We start from the raw sequence: 18558 nt of genomic DNA, 5'->3' as shown, positions 1-18558 counted from the left end.
CTCATCTCAATATCTCCAGAGGCCTCAGCGTCACGGCTCTATACACAGGCATGAGGGCGCCCGCCAGAGCCACCAGGAGGGATAGGACGACGCCCAGCGCGAATATGGACGGGATGAACGGTACAGGCACGTCGAAGAAATACCCGAGCCTCGTCAGCAGGTCCTTGATCCCCAGGGCTCCGAAATAGCCGGCGACGCCGCCGGCCATGCCCCCCAGAAGCCCCACGGAGGACACCTCGAGCGTAAACGCCAGGGCTATATCTCTGCCGGAGATGCCCGTGGCCCTCAGGAGCGCTATTTCGCCCATCCGCTCTCTCACCGTTATCGACATGACGGTGAAGGTGGTCAGAACGCCGGCCAGAAACGCGACGGCCTCTATCACCAAGAAGAATAAATTGAGCATGTTGAATACACTATTTATGGTGGACAGTGCGCTCTGCTGGGTGTAGACCTCCGCCCGGGGGTATCTCTGCTTCAACGCCTGGGCCAGGGGCTGTATCAACGACTTGTCGCTCACCGTTATGAACACCATGTTGTAGAAATCCCCAATCCCCATGCCTTGCTGGAGCCAATCGAGAGGCACGACGACCAAGTTGAGGCTCATGGGACCTATGAATCCCTTCAGCAGGTTGCTCATTATGCCGACCACGTGGACTCTGAGCTCGACGGGCGGCGCCACGCTGCTCCGGTACACGTAGATGGTCGCGTCCCGCCCCGGGGAGACCCCCAGCGCCGAGTCCACCACCGCCTCGCCCCCCGCGTGGGGCAGCCTGCCTGCCTCCAGCTCCACGTCGAAGTAGCCTATATCGCTCAGAGGCACCCCCAGAAGCGTCACGGTCTTGTTCCCCAAGGTGCCTGTCAGCATGACAACAGGCTCCGCGCTCTGGACGTAGGGAAGAGACCTCAAGGACTCGACAAAGGCATACGGAATATCGATAGAATTCGAATAAACAAGTATATCTGCTGGAAATATTTGATATAATTGATTCTGTATATATATCTTAGTGCCAATGCTTATGGTGCTCAGAGCCACCATCAAAGCCGCGCCGATAGCTATAACCACGACCAGCAGTAGGTACCTCGCCCTTCTGGCCCTCATGTCGCTGACGGCCAGCATGGTTATGTGGCGGCTCATAGCGAATGTTTTTTGAGTATAGAATTTATTTAGCTTTGTGAAGAAGGCGCTCGCCTACGCCTTGTTGGCATTATGGGCGGCGGTGTATGCGTACCTCGCCATACACGCGGGGAAAGTATTCGACGTATTGGTGTATTCAGAATTAAAATTAATGCCTAAAAATACAGAGCCGAATATAGTAAATAATATAATAAATAATGGATCAAATACAGATAATTCCTCAAAGTTTATATTTATAGTTGTATATGGGCCTGACCTCTCGCGCAAGCTCTCTCTGGTCAACGGGACGCTGGCCGAGGAGGGCTTCAGCGCGACCTCGCCGCTGGGCATACAGTATATGGCTCAAAAAATATATTGGTTAAAAATAAATATCACATTAAATAATTATACTAATGAATTTTTTAATTATTTAAACAATATATATAATTTAACAGAAAATAAATGTATAGAGCTTAGGGAGCTTAAGGACGCCTACGAGGCGGCCAGAGGTAACGCCACGGCGTTGTTGTACGCCACATACGGCGCGGCTTTGTTCAACTACTCCACGCCGCAGACGGCGAAGTTCCTCCAGTACTACAGAAACCTGTCTAAAACCTACGGCGTAGACGCGGCGGTGAGGCTCGCCGCAGATGAGGCCTACGGCAACGTGAGCTGGCTCCTTAGGGGCATAACGTGGAGGGACTGGGCCGCCGAGAGCTCGATAGATCTGGTGGCCGAGAGGATCCTGTCGACCAAGCTGAACTCGACGCTGGTGGAGCTCGCGAGGAACGTAACCGAGCTGGGGGTCGAGAAGTATTTATACCTGCAGCTGTCCTCCCAATCGCCGCCTGCCCTAAGGCCGTATATACCGTACGTGCTCTGCGTCAACGAGACGGAGGCCGCGGCCGCCGCGTTCAAGCAATCTCTGCTCGAGAACTTGACGTCTAGATATCCGCCGCCTACGATGTACACCATACCTCAGGCGGAGCGGCTGCTCTACGGCGACCTATACGCCTTGGTGATAGCCGAAGGGACCGGCGTGCCGAGGCTCAACTACAGCTGGGCCGTCCCCGTATCCACCGATATACTCATGTCTCAGTTCACCGACACGGTGACCTCGGAGATCCCCGACATAGATAAGACCACCGCGGTGGTGATGCTGGCGGTTCTCCTGCTGGTGTTCGGCACGTTGGTCGCCCCGCTGGCGGTGCTGGCCGAGGTGGGGCTGTCCTACCTCGCCCTCCTCGGGCTCATCTATTTGATTTCGCCGTATATGCCGCCTTACTACCTCTCGATATACATAGCGGCGCCTGTGGTCTTCGCGCTGGGCATAGACTACAACCTCTTGATGCTCGGCAGATACGCCGAGGAGAGGAATAAGGGAGCTGAGCCTGCCAAGGCTGCCGGCATAGCCGTCGGCTTCGGCAAACGCGCGGTCTTGACCAGCGCGGCGGTCGCCGGTCTGGCCCTCGGCAGTTTCGGCTTCTCCGTCCTGCCGTTTATGCAGACCATAGGGCTCGCCCTAGCGCTCTCGGTCCTGCTGGTGTTGGCCACAGCCTTTACGGCCACGCCGGCTTTGATGGCGCTGGCGGGCGATAGGCTATTCTGGCCGAGGAGGATAGAGGACATCAGGCTCCACGAAGGCCGGTCCAGGCTTCTGGGCGGATTAGTGGACCTCGCGCTTAATTACTCAAAAATAATATTAATAATATTTTCAATAATTACTATAATTTTAATTATATTTATAGTGAATAATATAAGAATTACTACAAATCCCATATCTGCGATGCCCGAGACCAGAAGCAAGGAGGCTTTGCATATAGCCCAAACGTACTTCAGGAACATAACGTCGCTATCCACAACATATGTTGTATTTACCGACAAGCCGAACAGCACGGTAATCAATTATTTAACCAGTATTCCATATTATACAAATTATACTATATTTAAAAGGGATAATTACTATATCATATCGTTAAAATTATCTCTAACTAGTACTTCAGATGAATTATTATATATCTATAATAATTTGACCGAGCTGAGGAAATACGGCCTCCTATACATAGGCGGCGACGCCGGTTGGAAACATGTTTATTACACGTATATCTACTTATATTTTTGGCGCTTCCAGCTATATATAATTCTGTCAGCTGTTATATTGGCCCTAATGGCGGCGCTCCGTAGTCTCTTGACTCCGCTGAGGCTGGTCGCCACGGTGCTCATGTCGATGGTGTGGGGCCTTGCGCTCAACGTAGCCGTGTTCCAGATCGCGGGCGGCCAGCTGACGTATTGGCTACAGCCCGTAGTCCTCACGACCCTTCTGGTGGCCATCGGGACCGACTACGACGTGTTTATAGTCACTAGGATCAGGGAGGATGTCGAGAGAGGTCTCGACGATAGGTCGGCGATTAGGACGGCCATAGTGACAACGGGCCCCATAGTCACGGGGGCGGCCTTGATCCTTGCCTTGGCCTTCCTCTCGATAGCCCAGTCGCAACTGACGGTCTTGCAGCAGATTGGAGCCACAGTGGCGTTTTCGGCGATATTCGACGCCTACGTGGTGAGGCCTTTGCTGGTCCCGGCTATAATGAACCTGCTCGCTAAGTATAACTGGTGGCCCTCGAAGCTGCATGAACGCCCGCGTTAGGGCCCTCCTCATCGACTTCTTCGGGACTTTGGCCGAGGTAGACGACGAGAGGTCCTATCTAGAAGACGTGGCCGCCGGGCTCTCGTCGGTCCTCGGCGTGAGCGGCGACAAGTCGCTGGAGTACTTCATGGAGGCCAGAAGGCTGGCTAACGCCGTGAGGGAGGCCTCTCTAGCCGAAATAACTGTGGACGGCCAAGCCGCCTTGATAACGGCGCTGGCGGGGGGCGACTGGCGTAGCGTCCGCGCCGTTCTGGTAAACGCCATGTTGAACCACCTGGTGCCCGTGGACCGCTCGCCAGAGTTTCTGATGTGGGCCAGCTCCAGGTTCAAGACGGCGATAATATCGAACATAACCTGTAGGTGCTACGTGGAGGAGTTCCTGAGGAGGGTAGGCGCGTCCGTGGACGTCTTGGTCACGTCCGACGTGGTTAGATACCGCAAGCCCCATAGGGCTATGTTCAGAATCGCCCTCAAGCGGCTCGGCGTGAGGCCCGAGGAGGCCGTCATGGTCGGCGACGACGACGTGGATCTAGGCGCCAGAGCTCTGGGCATACTCACCGTGGTTATCGGCGATAAGGTTCGGGGAGACCTCAACTTCAGCAGCTTGGCGGAGTTTAGGCGTTGGCTTGAGGAGGCTGGCTGACGTAGGGCTGGAGAATATATTTAATACGCCGGCAACCCCCCGGCATGATCTGTAGCTCGTGGGTATGCGGCGAGGTCAAAAGGCCGGGCCCCTGCGCGGAGGAGGACTACGACGTGTTGGTGGTGGGAGCCGGCATAGGCGGCCTAGCGGCCGCCCAAGAGCTCAGCAGATATGGGCTCAAGGTGGCCGTCTACAGCGAAGGCCCTAAGGGCGGCCATAACGCCCTCGACGGAGAGCCGACGATCTCGGGCGCCCCGGCCCGCGAATATATAGACAAATACGCAGTGGAGGTAAACAGGGGGATTTTCGACGGCGAGGTCTTGATCTCAGGCGGCCGTTGCGTCAAGCCCAGATATAGACATCTCGTGCTCAGCACGGGCGGCGTGGAGATGTACACGCCGATGCCCGGCTCGCGGCAGGTGCTCCTCGCCTCGGAGGCGCTCGCCTCCGGGATAAACGGCAGGAAGCTCCTGGTGTGGGGGACCACCGAGTGGGGCCTCAGAACGGCGATGGCTCTGGCGCGTAGGGGCAATCAGGTGGCGGTGGCCGACAACTCGGCCTACCTGCGCGACGTTAAGTACTACCAAGGCGTGAGGAGCGCCCTGGAGAAACTGGGGATAGAGGTGGTGCACTCCGCGACTATTAGGAGATATAGAGACGGCGTCGTCGAGCTGAAGGCGTACATGGGCAAGAGGGGGGTCGAGACTAGGCGGATCGAGGCAGACGCCGTAGTGTCGGCGGTCAGGACGGCCAATCTCTACGCCCCTCTGAGGCTGGGCCTCAAGGTGTTCTACTCCTTCGAGCTCAACTCCTTAGTGCCTAGGCGCAACGGCTTCGGCGAGGTGCTGAGGCTGGACGAGAGGGGCAAGTCGGCGGGGGGCACCAATATATACACAGTCGGCGAGCTCTACGGCGCGATCTACGCCCATCTTGAGGAGGCGCACGGCAGACTGCTGGCATCATACATAGCGTCTAAGGAGGGCTTGGAGGACGCCGATAGGGCCGCCAAGGCCCTGGAGGAGTTCAGGGCCAAGATAGCTCTCGAGGCCAACTGGCTCTACAACCTCGATCTGAGGCTAAGCAGAGGGACCGATTACAGCGATCTCTACGTGGAGCCCAACGTGATAGACGCGCCCGGCTGGCCCTACTTCTGGCCCAACGACCTGGACGAGATAGACGGCGACCAGATCATATGCCCATGTAGCGGCCTAAAGCTGTCCGATCTGATGAGGGCTGTGGACAGGCTCAACAAGTCGAGGGTCGAGGTGAGGGTGACGAGCGACGAGGTGAATAGGCTTAGACATGTCAAATTGCCCACTGTGGATCAGATGGCGGGCGGCCCCAGCCCGTGCTTCGAGGTGTTCTGCATACCCAACATAGCCATAATAGCCGGGGCCATATACGCCCAGAAGCCGTCGTATCTGCTCTACGGCCGTCCTAAACAGCTGTACGAGCCGACGTCGTAGCCGGCGCCGCTACTATATTAATACATGGCGCCGGACCTACGTGTGTCTGCGCAGGGCTGTGGAGGACGCCGTGGAGGGAGCGCCTCTGGACGACGACGAGAGGCGGTGCCTCGAGGAGGCGGGGCTCTATAGAGGCGGGTTGCTGGCGCCGAGGCCCTACCTGATATTCAAGGCGTTGCAGAGCGGGGCGACGCTAGATCTGGCCAAGCTGTCGCGCTCGCTCAGCTGGAGCGACTTCGAGGAGGTGATCGTGTACATCCTCGAGGGATGGGGCTACTCCGTCCGGAGGGGCGTCAGGATGGAGTGCGGAGGCCGCGGGGCCGAGTTCGACGTGGTTGCGTGGTCCCGCGGACACGTCCTAGTCGTCGAGGCGAAGCATTGGAAATACGGCGGAGGCAAGTGGGCCGCCGTGGCCAGGAGCCATCTGGAGAAGACCGCCAGGTGTCTCGACAAGCTGAGGCCGCTAGCGCCTAGAGTGCTTCCTGTGGTAGTTACGCTTAGTTCCGTCAACGCCGTTGTTGAGGGCGTGCCCGTGCTTTCCATATCCCTTCTTGCCGATCTCCTGAGAAACCTCGACTATCTGGGCGACCAGATCCGCGTGTTGACGTAGGCACTCCTCGCAGACGTAGACGTATAGATCCATGTGGAGCTCCGCCTTGAGCTTCGCCACGTAGAGCCTATCGAAGTTCCGCAGGCAGAAGAAACAACGGGTCACGCCTTCTCGGTCTTCTCGAGGGCGACGTCCGGCGTCGCCAAGATCCGCGTGCTTCTACGCGGCAGCATGTAGTGCTCGGCGAGCTCCAAGGCCGTCGCGGCCAGGAATAACACAGGTCCTGTCGAAGAGTAGGCGTTGGAGATCGCGACGATAGTTAGGCCGCTCTGTTCGGAGAATATTAGGGGCAGGGGCGCCGCGAGCACGGCGGACAAGACCGCCACGGAGATGGCGCTGCCCCTCGGCCTGACGCCCTTCCTAACTTCGTAGTAGCCCGCGACGGCGACGGCGAGCGCCAGGATGACCCAGCTGTCTATTCTCGGCGCCGAAAATATGTAGTACTTATTGGAGCCGACCGAGATATACGACCCCCCGGCCTGGAAGCTCGGGGCGGGGCCGACGGCATATACGATGAACCCCACGCGCGGAACCGCCAGAAGGACCGCCAGCGCTATCCCTACGAACAACAGCCTCACCAGCGTCTAGCTGGCGGAGGTTTTTAAAGCTGAGCGCCTCAGCAATACGGCCATCCCGACAACGTAGCTCGGCCCGGCGCATTTTTGGCCGAATACTTTAAATTATCCCTCCGAAGCTCCGCACGTGCTTTTACAAATATTGCTACCGGTGGCCGTAGTGGCCTTGGTGGCGGCGCTCGTAGCCGCCATATTCGTGCTGAATAGAAGGCCGCCGCAACAGCAACAGCCTCTGAGGGTCTACACGCCGGGCGAGCAGGAGATATTGAGCCAGCTGGCCTACATCAGGGACAGGCTGGATAAGTTCATCCCGCCCTACGGCCGGGTGGGCTACATCCCGTCTAACGCGGCCGAGCTGGCGCAACTCCTGGGGTTTCATTATGTCAAAATAGGTCAAGATGAATATGGGACTTTGCCTGAATCTGATGATATAAAGCAGTATCTAGATCTAGATTTAGATGAGGCCCAGTTAAAGATTAAAGATAAATATATTTATATCATAAGGAAAGGCGATAAAAGGCTGGTGGCTATAGGAGACGCCTACCTGGACTACCTCACCGTTAAATTTCTCGAAGACTTTCTAAGCTATCTATAGGGATTCATCCGGTGATGAACTAAGGGTCTGACGATCCGTGAAGAGGCTCAAGAGGCTGACCTCAGCTCCCCGTCTCTGGAGGATGATCTCGGCTGCGAGGGCCGTGGGTGTGGGCTCACCGCCCCGTCTCCTCCAGCCACCTCATAATGGCTGCGTACAGCTCGGCGAAGCGCATGAGGCGGTCGAGGTGCTCCCTGCCGCACTCTATGATTATGGTGCCGTCCCTCATGCGGCGCACCTTCGGCCTCTTTCCGGTCAGGGCCTCCACAAGCGCGGAGAGCCTCTCGGCGTCCGCCTCCCTGCCTCCCGGCGCGCCGGCTCTGGCGTAGGCGAAGCCCAAGGCCTTGTTGCTTCTCTTATACCTGCCGAAGGCGATCTCGTAGTCGTTCCTGACGCCGTCGACCTCGGCGGTTATTTTGATCCTCAAGAGGGTTCTGCCGCTCCTGCCCTTCCCGAACTCGGCCCCTCCGCCTATTACCTTCACTAGGCGGCCCCCAACCTCCCTCTCGAAGCCCTCCAGCTTTAGGGAGCCCCTCGCCTTGCCCTCCTCCACCACCTCCAGGGCCTTTCTATACACGTCGTCGCCCCCCTCCTTCGCCCTCTCAAGTATATGTTCCACGAACTCGGCCGCAAGCCTCTGCCGTTCGCCCTCGCCGTGTACGGAGAGCCAGGCGGCGCGCTCAAGGCCCTCCTTGAGGATCAGGACATAGCCCTTCCTGCCGCCCTCCGGCATCTTGGCCGTGAAGTGTCTCCCCTCTTCGAGGCCCATTTTCCTCAGCTCCTCGGCAATCCGCTCTATGCTCTCGGGGTTCGTGGACATGTATCTGACCACCAGCGCGCCCTCGGTCAGTTGCACGTTGTACTTCGGCCATCCCTCCCTCAGCGCGCGCCCCCTCTCCAGCTTGTCGAGCCAGCGGTCGGCCGTCTCCCTGTTCACCCAGCCGCCCTCGGCGGCCCTCCTAACGACCTCCGCGATGGCGTCCCTGAGCTCCTTGCGGCCGGCCGCAAGCATGTCGGTGGTGGCTCTGACCCGCCACACGCCTCCGCCGCCCACTCTCTCCACCTCCGCGCCGACGCCCGCCAGCTTGAGGAGGCGCGCCGCGAGCTCTGCGCGGCCGCGGTCAGTCGAGGCGAATTGGAGCAGGATGTCGTGTTCGCGCAGATAGACGTTGTATTTGACATCGATGTCGCCCTCCGATATGGTCAGATCGGCGGCGACGCGGCCTTTTGGAGTCAGCCTCATGCCGCCGAACCGCACCTCCGCCCGGGCCTCCCCCACGAAACCCTCGAACTTCGGGCTTAAGTACCCTCCGCCGGCGGAGGGCGCCGCCGCCGCGAGGAGGCGCATGAGCCTGGCGGCATCTCCGCCGTAGGCGGTTATGCGGTATATGCCCTCGCCCACGTACGTATGTACGCCGAACCTCAGCCCGTCGGGCAGGAGCTCGTTGAGCGACCGCAGCGTAGCGAGGCGCAGGAGCGTAGCCCCACCGCCCAGCTCCCCACCGACGACCAGCACGACCTTTGTTGCGCCGCCTCCCAGCCCTCCCCCGAAGGCCGGCTCGACCTCCCTCGACTCCACCGTGCCGTCCCCCGCCAACGCCGTGGCGTACATCTCGCCGAAGCGCAGCAACGCCTCCCTCCTATCGAGCTTGCCCTCAAGCGCCTTGTCCAGCATCATCAGCTCGAGGGCTGGCTCCACGAACTTCCTGGCGATCCTATCGCCGGCGCAGTCCCTCGCCAAGCACCGCATATCGCCTAGGGCGACGACGCGAGCCAGCTTGCGCGCATCCACGCGGCCCCCCTAAGGCTGGTGAGCAGGACCGAGATCGGCGTGAGGATGGAGCACGGCCCCCGGTGGCTCTCGCCGGCTTCCACAGGGACGCCCTGCACGGGAGGGAGGCGAGGCTCGCCTCCATAGGCGCCGAGATAGGCAGGGTTAGGGAATGCGCCGGAGCCCCGCACAGCGTCGCCGAGGCGGCCCTGGCGCTGGTGAGGAGGCACATATACGACCTGGAGGGCCTCTCGGCCGGGGCCATAGCCGCCGCGTCCCTATGGCTGGCCGCCTATAGGGAGCACGGGATGCTGATACGCCTGGCGAATGCGGCGGGAGCGGCCGTCGAGGGCGTCAAGAACGCCGCGAGGAGGATGAGGGCATGAGCTCGGGCATGGACGCGGGCAGGGGCGCGGCTCCGAAGCGGCTCAGGCTCGCCTCGGCCTTCGAGCTTCCGCAGAGGCTGGACGCGTTGCAGATGGTGGAGTGCTCCCGGCCGCCGCCCGAGTGGCGTGCGGCCGAATGCCCCCACGAGGGGTTTTGACCGCTGAAGGGCGCAGGAGGGGCATATGTATCAAGTATGGTTCTATTCTATGCCTCGTCCTCCTTCTCAGGAGTGAGGCTATGGCGTGTAGATTCGACAGAAGAAGCAAGGCGAGCCCGAAGAAGGCGAGCGAGTCCTCCCCGCTCACTAGCCCCAGCACGATCAAGGCCGAGCCGTACGCCATCATCACGTAGACGAACACGTAGGGCCAGATCCGCCCCGCATATATCCGCGTCGGACACGATATTCAGAGGAGCCTGGGGGATCTAGCCGCCGCAAGCCTCAACGGGCTCCACCACTATAGGGGTCCCTGCCTCCACAACGCGGACTCTGCAACCCCTCTTCACGCCGACCCTGGACACGGCCTTCCAGTACTCGCCGAGCACCACGACGTAGCCCGGTCTGTCCGGGCCTATGTCGTCCACGGCCACGCCCTCAAGGCCCCTCAGGGTGAGCATCTGCTCCGATACGGGCCGCCGCAGGTGTACAGCCACGGCTTTCCACGCGATGAAGGCCACCACGCCGGCCAGAACCGCCGACAGCGCTATCGCGGAGCCCACGAGGGGCCAGTAGTCCGCTATCACCACGGGCTGTCTCTGCAGCTGAAACGGCGGGAAGAGGCTCAGGAAGCCCAATATGACCAAGACGGCGCCCGTCCCCTCGAGGATTCCGTGCGTATAGCCGCCGGAGAACATGCTTGCGAACAGCAGGGCAACCCCCATGGCGAACAAGATGGCCCAGATCCAGCCGGTGGATACGTAGGGCAGTACGGACAGCAGGAACAACACGACGCCGAGGCCGGCGGCCAGGGGATGGCCCGACGCGATGGCCACGATGACCACCAGAAGGGCCAGTAGAGACAGTACGCTCTCCACAAGTGGATCCATGAGCCACGCCTGGAGCATCTCGCCGAAAGTCGGCTCGATTCTGACAAGCGTAGGGCTCTGAACTATTACGATGGTCCTACGTCCGTCGAGGACTATGGAGGACCCGTTCACATCATCCAGAAGTTGCCCTATGCCGTCGGCCACGAAGTTTACTACGTGATACCGCAGCGCCTCCTCGGAGTTTAGGTTGAGATTATGTTCGACGCAGAGGTAGGCGTAGGTGGAGTTTCTGCCGTAAGACGCCATGATGGTCGCCAGGTAGCTGGCCAGCGCGTTGAGGACCTTGGACTCGTTTATGGGAGTCGTGCCCTGTATGGGCTGGCAAGACCCTATGACCGTATGGGGGGCCATGGCCGCTATATGCGTGGAGAGGAGCAGGTAGGTGCCGCCGGACCAGGCATAGCCGTAGTCGGGATAGACGAAGCCTATGACCGGCGCAGACGAGGCGCCTATCATCTGCATGGCGCTGAGCGTGGAGTCGGCGAGTCCCCCCGGCGTATTCAACAACACCAACACGGCGCCCGAGCTCTGCTCCGCCGCGCTTATGGCTCTCGACAGTTGCGAGACCGTGTACGGCCCAATGGTGTTATCCACGGAGACTACGTAAACCTCCCTGACGTAATATATCTGCTGGGCTAGGGCCAGTTGGGACGTCAGAAACAAAAACAGCAAGAGTAGGGCCTCCCCCCTCATCCACTGCTTTGGCCCTGTTGAGGGCCTCCCTGCTGTTGCGCCGCCTGTTGCTGCTGTTGTGCCGCCTTCGAGAGGGCTAGGGGCAACGCGACGAACTCCAGAGATGACGGCGTGACTATTATCAAGTTGTGTTCCCTAGCCATCTCCAGAAGGGCATCTATCTGTCTCAACTGTACTGCCACGGTATTTTTGGCGTAAGTCTCGGCGGCCTCGAGGTATATCTTGCTGGCCTCGTACTCGGCGGAGGCTATGGTGATCTTGGCCCTACGTAGCCTCTCGGCCTCGGCTTGAGACGCCATGGCTCTCACCAAGGTCTCGGGCAGCCTTATGTCGCGTATAGCCACGCCGGTCACCTTGACGCCCCACGGCGTGACGTGCTCGTCGACGATATCCGCTATCTTCTTGGCTATCTCCTCCCTATGGGACAAGAGGGTATCGAGGTCCACCATGCCCACCACATCCCTCAACGTAGCCGCGGCGAACGTGGCCACAGCGGGGACGTGGTTCTTCACGGTGACCGCGACCTTGAGCGGATCCACCACCCTCAGGTATACCGCGGCGTCGATGGTGACCTCTACGTTGTCTTTAGTCAAGGCCTTTTGTTGAGGCACGTCGACCACCTCTATGCGCAGATCGTAACGCACGATGGTATCTATAATAGGCACTATGAAGACGAGGCCGGGCCCCAGAAGCCCCGTGATCCTCCCGAGTCTGAACCTCACAGCCCTCTGGTATTCGGGAATAACCCTGATGGCCGACGCGAGCAACGAGATGACTATTATCAGCACTATGAAGGCAACCACGGCCGCCAGTATGAGGCCGACTTGCAGGAACATAATATAACTGTCTCCACTTAATAAATAACATTAATCAAGCCTGTGGGGACCGCGCGGGGGCGGCTGAGGCCGCGACCTCTGGAAGGTTGCTCTCGGTCGCGAGGGCCGTGGGCTTACCGGCGGCGAGTCTCCCCGAGTCGCCTCGCTACAGCGTCCGCGGGCTCGGCGTGGCGCATGAAGCCCTCCAGACGCTCTCCACAGAATTCTGCTGTCCATACGGCGCACCCCTGACCTCTTCCCGTCAGAGCCTCCACCAACGCGGAGAACCCTCCCAAGTTCGCCTCCTTGAAGTCGGGGATGTCGGCCCTAGCTGTGGCGTAGCCCACAGCCCCGTTGATTACTTCACAGAAACGCCGCTGGGTCCATACATAGCCACAGTAATAATAACAAACAAAAGTAATAATAATATATAAATAAAAATAAACAAAATACCATAGAATTAAACAAATAGTATTCTTTTTAATTTTGATTAAGAGATAAAAATATAAAACTTAAATTAATAATATAGAATTATGCCCGTTGCTAGGGCGCGCCCACAGGCCACGTACTGGGACGCGCTCAGGGACAAAGTGAGGAACGCAGGCGAGAGGGTTGTCGCCGCCTCGCCGGTTTTCGACCCCAAATTCGTAATTGAAACTGCGAGGGCTAGGGACAGGGGCGTGAACGCCGTCATCATAACGACGTCCGGCAACCCAATACTGAGGTGGATGAAGGCTGCCTTAGTCCTCTTCACCGGAGTAGCCCTATTCGGCGTACTGGTTATCTCAATAATACTCTTCACAAGAGGGACTTGGTACGTCCCAATGTGGGTTGGTTAGTAGGGCTTGTCCCCCTCGCGCTGGGCATCGGCTTCCTAACCTACTTTGCCAGGAGTATTGCACTGGCTAGCGAGGCGCTTAACGGTCTAAACCCAACCCGCGTTAGTAATGACCTACTCTATGACGAGAACGGCGAGATAGGGGTCTTCATAATCGACAATGAGGCGTACAAGGTCAATAGGGTCTGGATCACCGGCGTGGGTGCTACCTCCATCCTCACATACAACTTCACGCCAATCGGCATTTCAGATGCCATCGACATGTTGAGGAACTTAGGCGTTGAGGTGAGCCCATGAGCGAGACGATCTGGAGCTTCAGGGTGGGGGGCTCCATCGCCGGCAGGGCGTTCGCCTACGGCTTCATTGCATTCCTCGCGCTCCTCCTCCTGCTCGTCGCCCTCACGAGCCCGCCCCAGTACAGGCTCAACAACGCGTTGGGCATGGCGATATTCCTCGCGCCCCTCATCGCGGCGGCCCTCGTAATAGATCGTGGGTTTTCGAGGCCGTTCGAGGTCAGGTTCACGGAGGACGGGCTGGCCGTCGGAGGCCGGAGGAGGTTTTACTTGCCGAGGGATGCGGTTGTTGGCGGCGGCGTGGTTTGTATCAGGAGGTCACCCGTGGGCCTGGAGTTGCGCATCTCCCACGGGTTGGTTGATTACGCAATCCCACTGAGCCAGGGGCAGTATGATGCGTTAGTCAATGCATTAAACACCTACTGGGGTTGGGCACCGCCCGAGTGCCCGAGGGCCAGGTTTGAGCCTGGGGCGACGACCACGCCCATGGCTCCCGAGACGACCTCAAGTGAGGGTGTGCTCTGGAGGTGGGGTGCGAGGAAGTACGGCATCCTGTACAGCATCGGGTTGGGCGGTGCCGTAGTTGGCCTATTCTCCTTCGCCCTTGTGTTGTCCGCCATCATAGGCACCATCGCCTGGATCCTCCACTGGGTTGGTGGCTTGGCTACTTTAATCATCACCGTCGTTGTCGTTGCGGTCGTGGGCGTCGTCGCGCTCATGACACGTGGCACGCTCAAATGGTTGTTCGGCAGTGAAGTGAGGGAAATCGTCCTCACCTATGATGGCTTCACCATCACGGATAGGGATGGGAGTGTCACGTTCATACCAAGGGACGATGCCCTGGACAGCATTTGCATCAGCGGCGCTACGGCGTTTGGGCCGTATGGCCAGGGTATTGAGTACTTCCTAGTTATTAATTATAATGGGATGACGTATAGGGTGCCCATGGTTTACTCCGACTTCACCAAGCTTCAAGAGGCGTTGTCGAGGGCCTGGGGTAGGGGGATTAGGAGTTGCTGAGAAGCTACATAAATGTGTTTGAATAATGTTAAAGTTTATATATTAATATTTATATTAAGTTAAAGGATATATTACTATAGATTTCCTATATTGTATATGTCCCATATTCTTACTGGTAGTTTTTGATCAGCATGCAATACCGGGCTTGGGGCCGAGGCTGAGGGAGATGGAGGCCTATGCCTTAGGCAATAGACGGCCGATGCCCTACGGATTCTGCCAGGAGGAAACACGCGTAGGCCTCTGGTGCGACTGCCGGGGAGTTTCCCGGATGGTCCGAGGCCGACTTGCAAGAATGTACAAATACCGTCTCCTTAACTAGGCTTGTGAGGACTGCGTGGGGACGGCCTGAACATGATGATAAGTCCGCGCACCGAATCAGCGGCGAGAAGTGTCTCTTCACGTTTAGGCCAGTCCTGAGCTCATCACAGAATTAGAGGAAGGAAATAGATATAAACAACGAGAGCGGCCTATGCCGATGCTGAAGCTTGACGAAATTTTAAAAAGCCTAGAGGAAATAGATCGTGTAATAAAAGAAACTGAACAAATTAAACAAAAAGTTCAGAATAATGCAAATATGATCATAGATAAATATTCGAATCAGTTGAACGCAGTAGTTGACTCCATAGTGAAGAAGACGACGGAGAGCTATAGGGAGAGCGCCCTGCAGGAGGCGAGAGAGGAGGCGTCGCGCATTCTGCAGGAGGCGGAGAAGCGGAGGGATGCCCTGCTGAAATCCTTCGGCCAGAAGAGACAGGAGGTGCTCGAGGCCGTCCTAAGACAACTGGGTTTATGAGCTCCATATTGAGGAGACCCAGCCTGGGCCCCAGAGTCAGAGGTCTCCGGGTTAAATCTCTCCCGAAGGATAGGGCCATAGCGCTCGCGTACGCCGGCTCTTCCGATGAATATCTAAACGTTTTGAGAACTACTCAATATCAAATATCTATAGATAAATTAACGCAAGAAACATTAAAAGACTTAAGAGATCAAGTTATTAAAACCTATATGGATAATGTAAAGGAGCTATATCTGGGCATGACCGAGGAGGGCAGGGAGATCGTCAGGTTGCACCTCAGGCGTTTTGAGTACGAAAATATCGAATATATAATAACCGCGATAAGATCGGGCAAAAATCCGGAGGATTTTGTAGTTACGGAACCGCTGGACTTTACCCGCCGGCGTTATATAATCACTTCGCTCCTCGGGGCTAGAAGCGTCGAGGAGGTGGGGGAGAGGCTTAGGGCTTTGGGCCATCCGGCGGCCGGGGCGTTTGAGCTTATGCAGAAGTTCGGCTACGATAAATTTACTATATTTATAGATAGACAGTGGATAATGGACTATACAAAATCTTTAAGTAAATTTAACGATAAATCTATATATAAACTGGTGAATACATTAACTACATATTTTGACGTGGTGCTCGCCGTGAGGGCCAAGGTATGGGGCCTCTCCCCCGAGGAGATCGCGTCGCTCACTGTCGGCGCGTCCTCCGGAGCGGCCAGAGGGATCTTCGACGCCACGGCCCGCGGGGAGATCGCAAAGGCCCTAGACCTGATATCGGGGATAAAGCCGTGGGGCCAGGTGGTTGCCTCCATAGCCTCCGAGGAGCCTACGTTCGAGAACCTCTCAATAGTCCTCGACAACGCCTACCCTGCGGTAATGAGGAAGTTCGCCGACGCCTCCATAGTGGAGGACTCCGAGTTCTCTCTGGGGTCGTTGCTGGCGTCTCTAGAATACGCCAGGGCCGAGGCCATGCTCATAATTAAGGCAGCCGCGATGCTGGTCGAGGGCGTGTCCGTGGAAAAAAGACGCAGTTACTTTGCCCCTCTGACGCTTATTTAGCGCTGAGTATAAAGCTTATCAGCAAGCCGTATATAGCTATGGCCTCGGCCAGCGCAACGAATATTAGATACCACACGCGCTCCTGTGGCTTTTCCACTAACGCGGAAATGGCCGCCGCGCCGGCTATGCCCACGCCTATGCCGGCGCCCAGACCCGCTAGGCCCACCGCCAGGCCGGCGCCTATGTATTGGCTACCGGACTGAGCCGTCTGCGCAAATGCTATTGCGCCTAGCAACAGGAGAGGCAGCACGTATTTGGCCGCCATGGCCCACGGTGTTTTACCGTGCTTTTAAATATTGCCTTAGTCTCTCTATCTGGGCGTCTATTTCTCTGATAGATTCATCGAGTTCTCTCTTAGCTTCGCCGAGGATTCTCTCGATCTCTTTATCTATGAGCTCCTTTATTTGGGCCTCAAGTCCCTTCACCGACATCGAAGCCCTTCTGGCGGCCGGTTTTTAATTGTTGAGTCCCGGACTAGCTCTGGGCCGACGTGATGATCTTCCGCCTTATGAAGTCCTCCCTCTCCTGCTCCTCCAGCGCCAGAGTTATGTATCTGATGGTCTCCTGGATCCTCGGCACTATTACGTAATCGATGGCGTTTATCATGCGTTGATACTCTCTGACCTTGTTCAGGAGGGTGTAGAACAAGGTCTCCTTCTCGGCGAAGGAGATGAGCCTGGGCAACAGCTCGCGCATCTTCACCAGAGCGAGGTCCAGCTCCGGCGCCTCCGCCATCAGGCTGTATACGGGGTACTTCCCGTAGTTCTCAACCTCCAGACCCATGTAGAGACCCCTGTTGACCACGGCGACGTTGGCGGTCTTAGGGGTCACCTCGGCCAGCATGTCCAGCCTGTCTATGCCCTCTTTGGCGGCCGCCATCCTGAAGAGATCGGATATGCCCGAAAACCTCGTGGCTATCTCTGCCCTATCTCTCTCTAGCTCTGCTATAAGAGCCCTTATCCTCTGTATGGTGCTGTTTCTAGCATCCTCCAAGGTTCTCTTTATTCTTATAAAGAGCTGAAGCCTCCTCCTCTGGTTGATCAGCTCCAGCCGCGAGGGGCTTACGCGCGAGGACACGCCTCCCATGCGGCGCCTCCTTAAAAATTATGTGCCGGTAGCCGCGTGGATGCCAGAGCCAAGGCGGGATCCAGAGCGGATAGAGTCGCCGGCGTCAGCTCCAACGACATAGTGAACGCCGTAAGGTATATAGTCGCGGGGGACGGCGGCGGGTATTACCTCCTGGCGCTGTCGGGGGATAGGCCGCTTTATATATATTCGATAAGATACGAGCCGGCGGGGTACTCGATACTGGGGGAGGCGGAGCTCAAGTGCGCCAGATGCGGCGGGCCGCTGGCCAGGTTCTACGTCTACAGGGACCTATACGGCGAGTGCGGGAAAGGGCATTTAAACCACGTTGGGGTGGTTGTCGCGTGGCTGAGGCCTGGAGAAGGGTCAGGAGAGTCGTAGAGGACAGCGACGTGGTCGTCGAGGTGCTGGACGCAAGGGATCCCGCGGCCACGCGCAACTCGGACGTGGAGAAGCTCGCGAGGTCTTTGGGCAAACGCCTCATGGCGGCTATAAACAAGGCGGACTTAGTGCCGCTGGAGATCGGGCTCAAGTGGAAGCGGTGGCTCGAATCTCAAGGCGTCCCGTCCGTGTTCCTAAGCGCTAGGGAGAGGCTCGGCACTAGGAAGCTGGTGGCCTACATAAAGAGGCTGGCGCCCTCGATCCCCGTCAAGGTCGCCGTGGTGGGATATCCCAACGTGGGGAAGTCCACGATAATAAACTACCTTAAGGGCAGACACGTCGCTTCGACGAGCCCGAAGCCGGGCTGGACCAGGGGCGAACAGCTCGTGAGGGCCAAGAGCTGGCTGTTGGTGGTAGACACCCCCGGGGTCCTCGCGGCGGAGGGCGCGGAGGATCCGGCGCTGGCGGTTATCCGCGGCGCGGTGGATCCAGGCAGGGTGGACGACGCGGTGCCCTACGCGGTCGCGTTGATAGAGCGGGTGCTCAAACTCAATCCGAAGGCGCTGGAGGCGTACGGCCTCGCCTCGGCCTCCTCGGCCGAGGAGGCCCTCGAGCTAATCGGCAGAAGGTACGGACGCCTTATGAAGGGCGGCCGCGTAAATGTGGACGAAGCGGCCAGGAGGGTTTTGAGGGACTGGATCGTGGGGAAGCTCACCTACTGGTACGAGCCCGACAGGCCGC

The 18558-nt window shown here is 58.0% G+C and carries 22 protein-coding genes; 14 read left to right on the top strand and 8 right to left on the bottom strand.

Annotated features, from left to right (window positions below):
• Window position 1: 1 nt before the first annotated feature.
• The gene (locus B7L68_RS05095; RefSeq protein ID WP_238136335.1) at window positions 2-1135 is read right to left on the bottom strand and encodes an ABC transporter permease; all 1134 of its coding nucleotides are present in this window, start codon (window positions 1133-1135) and stop codon (window positions 2-4) included.
• Window positions 1136-1172: 37 nt separating this feature from the next.
• Here B7L68_RS05095 and B7L68_RS05090 point away from each other — a divergent pair, with 37 nt between their 5' ends.
• The 4 genes from B7L68_RS05090 to B7L68_RS05075 are packed head-to-tail and all read left to right on the top strand — an operon-like array spanning window position 1173 to window position 6480.
• The gene (locus B7L68_RS05090) at window positions 1173-3761 is read left to right on the top strand and encodes an MMPL family transporter (protein WP_081246599.1); all 2589 of its coding nucleotides are present in this window, start codon (window positions 1173-1175) and stop codon (window positions 3759-3761) included.
• The gene (locus B7L68_RS05085) at window positions 3745-4404 is read left to right on the top strand and encodes an HAD family hydrolase (RefSeq protein ID WP_081246598.1); all 660 of its coding nucleotides are present in this window, start codon (window positions 3745-3747) and stop codon (window positions 4402-4404) included. The genes B7L68_RS05090 and B7L68_RS05085 overlap by 17 nt, the downstream gene beginning before the upstream one ends.
• A 44-nt stretch (window positions 4405-4448) precedes the next feature.
• Entirely contained in the window at window positions 4449-5870 is a 1422-nt protein-coding gene (locus tag B7L68_RS05080) for an FAD-dependent oxidoreductase (RefSeq protein WP_081246597.1), read from the top strand.
• 40 nt (window positions 5871-5910) lie between these two features.
• On the top strand, window positions 5911-6480 hold the full coding sequence (locus tag B7L68_RS05075; protein ID WP_081246596.1) for a nuclease-related domain-containing protein: 570 nt from the start codon (window positions 5911-5913) through the stop codon (window positions 6478-6480).
• Window positions 6481-6581: 101 nt separating this feature from the next.
• Here B7L68_RS05075 and B7L68_RS05070 read toward each other — a convergent pair whose 3' ends face one another.
• Window positions 6582-7058 carry a hypothetical protein gene (locus tag B7L68_RS05070; protein ID WP_081246595.1) on the bottom strand — a complete coding sequence of 159 codons (477 nt, stop codon included), beginning with the start codon at window positions 7056-7058 and terminating at the stop codon, window positions 6582-6584.
• Between the two features lie 124 nt (window positions 7059-7182).
• Between B7L68_RS05070 and B7L68_RS05065 the strand changes: the two genes are divergently transcribed.
• Window positions 7183-7650 (top strand): hypothetical protein, encoded by a 468-nt coding sequence (locus B7L68_RS05065; protein ID WP_081246594.1) that lies wholly within the window; start codon window positions 7183-7185, stop codon window positions 7648-7650.
• A gap of 115 nt (window positions 7651-7765) precedes the next feature.
• On the opposite strand, the gene B7L68_RS05060 is transcribed toward B7L68_RS05065, so the two are convergent.
• Window positions 7766-9442, bottom strand: a complete 1677-nt coding sequence (locus tag B7L68_RS05060; RefSeq protein ID WP_081246593.1) for a PaRep2b protein — start codon at window positions 9440-9442, stop codon at window positions 7766-7768.
• A 62-nt stretch (window positions 9443-9504) separates the two neighbouring features.
• Here B7L68_RS05060 and B7L68_RS05055 point away from each other — a divergent pair, with 62 nt between their 5' ends.
• Window positions 9505-9807: a hypothetical protein gene (locus tag B7L68_RS05055; protein ID WP_081246592.1), complete on the top strand. Its 303-nt coding sequence runs from the start codon at window positions 9505-9507 to the stop codon at window positions 9805-9807.
• Window positions 9804-9965 carry a hypothetical protein gene (locus tag B7L68_RS08650; RefSeq protein ID WP_162008402.1) on the top strand — a complete coding sequence of 54 codons (162 nt, stop codon included), beginning with the start codon at window positions 9804-9806 and terminating at the stop codon, window positions 9963-9965. Before B7L68_RS05055 ends, B7L68_RS08650 begins: the two co-directional genes overlap by 4 nt.
• Window positions 9966-10231: 266 nt before the next feature.
• Here the strand turns inward: B7L68_RS08650 and B7L68_RS05045 are convergent, their stop codons facing one another.
• The gene (locus B7L68_RS05045; protein ID WP_081246590.1) at window positions 10232-11545 is read right to left on the bottom strand and encodes a nodulation protein NfeD; all 1314 of its coding nucleotides are present in this window, start codon (window positions 11543-11545) and stop codon (window positions 10232-10234) included.
• Complete coding sequence (locus B7L68_RS05040) at window positions 11542-12381, bottom strand: slipin family protein (protein ID WP_081246589.1); 840 nt, start codon at window positions 12379-12381, stop codon at window positions 11542-11544. The genes B7L68_RS05045 and B7L68_RS05040 overlap by 4 nt, the downstream gene beginning before the upstream one ends.
• A gap of 512 nt (window positions 12382-12893) precedes the next feature.
• Between B7L68_RS05040 and B7L68_RS05030 the strand changes: the two genes are divergently transcribed.
• The 5 genes from B7L68_RS05030 to B7L68_RS05010 all read left to right on the top strand — a co-directional run bounded on the left by B7L68_RS05030 (window position 12894) and on the right by B7L68_RS05010 (window position 16350).
• Window positions 12894-13199, top strand: coding sequence for a hypothetical protein (locus tag B7L68_RS05030; protein WP_081246587.1), 306 nt, complete (start codon window positions 12894-12896; stop codon window positions 13197-13199).
• A complete protein-coding gene (locus tag B7L68_RS05025; RefSeq protein ID WP_081246586.1) occupies window positions 13187-13495 on the top strand; it encodes a hypothetical protein in 309 nt (102 codons plus the stop codon). Before B7L68_RS05030 ends, B7L68_RS05025 begins: the two co-directional genes overlap by 13 nt.
• Window positions 13492-14511 carry a hypothetical protein gene (locus tag B7L68_RS05020; protein WP_081246585.1) on the top strand — a complete coding sequence of 340 codons (1020 nt, stop codon included), beginning with the start codon at window positions 13492-13494 and terminating at the stop codon, window positions 14509-14511. The genes B7L68_RS05025 and B7L68_RS05020 overlap by 4 nt, the downstream gene beginning before the upstream one ends.
• Window positions 14512-14986: 475 nt before the next feature.
• A complete protein-coding gene (locus B7L68_RS05015; protein ID WP_081246584.1) occupies window positions 14987-15304 on the top strand; it encodes a hypothetical protein in 318 nt (105 codons plus the stop codon).
• The gene (locus B7L68_RS05010; protein WP_081246583.1) at window positions 15301-16350 is read left to right on the top strand and encodes a V-type ATPase subunit; all 1050 of its coding nucleotides are present in this window, start codon (window positions 15301-15303) and stop codon (window positions 16348-16350) included. Before B7L68_RS05015 ends, B7L68_RS05010 begins: the two co-directional genes overlap by 4 nt.
• Here B7L68_RS05010 and B7L68_RS05005 read toward each other — a convergent pair.
• The 3 genes from B7L68_RS05005 to B7L68_RS05000 are packed head-to-tail and all read right to left on the bottom strand — an operon-like array spanning window position 16343 to window position 17427.
• Window positions 16343-16615, bottom strand: a complete 273-nt coding sequence (locus B7L68_RS05005; RefSeq protein ID WP_081246582.1) for an ATP synthase subunit C — start codon at window positions 16613-16615, stop codon at window positions 16343-16345. The two genes, B7L68_RS05010 and B7L68_RS05005, sit on opposite strands and share 8 nt — an antisense overlap.
• Window positions 16616-16628: 13 nt before the next feature.
• Window positions 16629-16781: a hypothetical protein gene (locus B7L68_RS08875; RefSeq protein ID WP_193432473.1), complete on the bottom strand. Its 153-nt coding sequence runs from the start codon at window positions 16779-16781 to the stop codon at window positions 16629-16631.
• A gap of 43 nt (window positions 16782-16824) precedes the next feature.
• Window positions 16825-17427, bottom strand: coding sequence for a V-type ATP synthase subunit D (locus tag B7L68_RS05000; protein ID WP_081246581.1), 603 nt, complete (start codon window positions 17425-17427; stop codon window positions 16825-16827).
• 45 nt (window positions 17428-17472) lie between these two features.
• On the opposite strand from B7L68_RS05000, the gene B7L68_RS08870 reads away from it, so the two are divergent.
• Both B7L68_RS08870 and B7L68_RS04995 read left to right on the top strand, forming a co-directional pair.
• A complete protein-coding gene (locus B7L68_RS08870; RefSeq protein ID WP_193432472.1) occupies window positions 17473-17817 on the top strand; it encodes a hypothetical protein in 345 nt (114 codons plus the stop codon).
• Window positions 17781-18558: GTPase (locus B7L68_RS04995; protein WP_193432471.1), on the top strand; the 778-nt coding region annotated here is incomplete at its 3' end. The genes B7L68_RS08870 and B7L68_RS04995, both read left to right, overlap by 37 nt.

Origin of the sequence: Thermoproteus sp. CP80 (genome assembly GCF_002077075.2) — an archaeon.
GTDB lineage: Archaea > Thermoproteota > Thermoprotei > Thermoproteales > Thermoproteaceae > Thermoproteus.
This window is presented reverse-complemented; position numbering and strand designations above follow the sequence as displayed.

Excerpts from the sequence above, each read along its gene's own strand:
- B7L68_RS05095 (WP_238136335.1), bottom strand. The coding sequence starts at position 1,135 with ATGAGCCGCCACATAACCATGCTGGCCGTCAGCGACATGAGGGCCAGA.
- B7L68_RS05085 (WP_081246598.1), top strand. The coding sequence starts at position 3,745 with ATGAACGCCCGCGTTAGGGCCCTCCTCATCGACTTCTTCGGGACTTTG.
- B7L68_RS05080 (WP_081246597.1), top strand. The coding sequence starts at position 4,449 with ATGATCTGTAGCTCGTGGGTATGCGGCGAGGTCAAAAGGCCGGGCCCC.
- B7L68_RS08650 (WP_162008402.1), top strand. The coding sequence starts at position 9,804 with ATGAGCTCGGGCATGGACGCGGGCAGGGGCGCGGCTCCGAAGCGGCTC.
- B7L68_RS05045 (WP_081246590.1), bottom strand. The coding sequence starts at position 11,545 with ATGAGGGGGGAGGCCCTACTCTTGCTGTTTTTGTTTCTGACGTCCCAA.
- B7L68_RS05040 (WP_081246589.1), bottom strand. The coding sequence starts at position 12,381 with ATGTTCCTGCAAGTCGGCCTCATACTGGCGGCCGTGGTTGCCTTCATA.
- B7L68_RS05030 (WP_081246587.1), top strand. The coding sequence starts at position 12,894 with ATGCCCGTTGCTAGGGCGCGCCCACAGGCCACGTACTGGGACGCGCTC.
- B7L68_RS05020 (WP_081246585.1), top strand. The coding sequence starts at position 13,492 with ATGAGCGAGACGATCTGGAGCTTCAGGGTGGGGGGCTCCATCGCCGGC.
- B7L68_RS05015 (WP_081246584.1), top strand. The coding sequence starts at position 14,987 with ATGCTGAAGCTTGACGAAATTTTAAAAAGCCTAGAGGAAATAGATCGT.
- B7L68_RS05010 (WP_081246583.1), top strand. The coding sequence starts at position 15,301 with ATGAGCTCCATATTGAGGAGACCCAGCCTGGGCCCCAGAGTCAGAGGT.
- B7L68_RS05005 (WP_081246582.1), bottom strand. The coding sequence starts at position 16,615 with ATGGCGGCCAAATACGTGCTGCCTCTCCTGTTGCTAGGCGCAATAGCA.
- B7L68_RS08875 (WP_193432473.1), bottom strand. The coding sequence starts at position 16,781 with ATGTCGGTGAAGGGACTTGAGGCCCAAATAAAGGAGCTCATAGATAAA.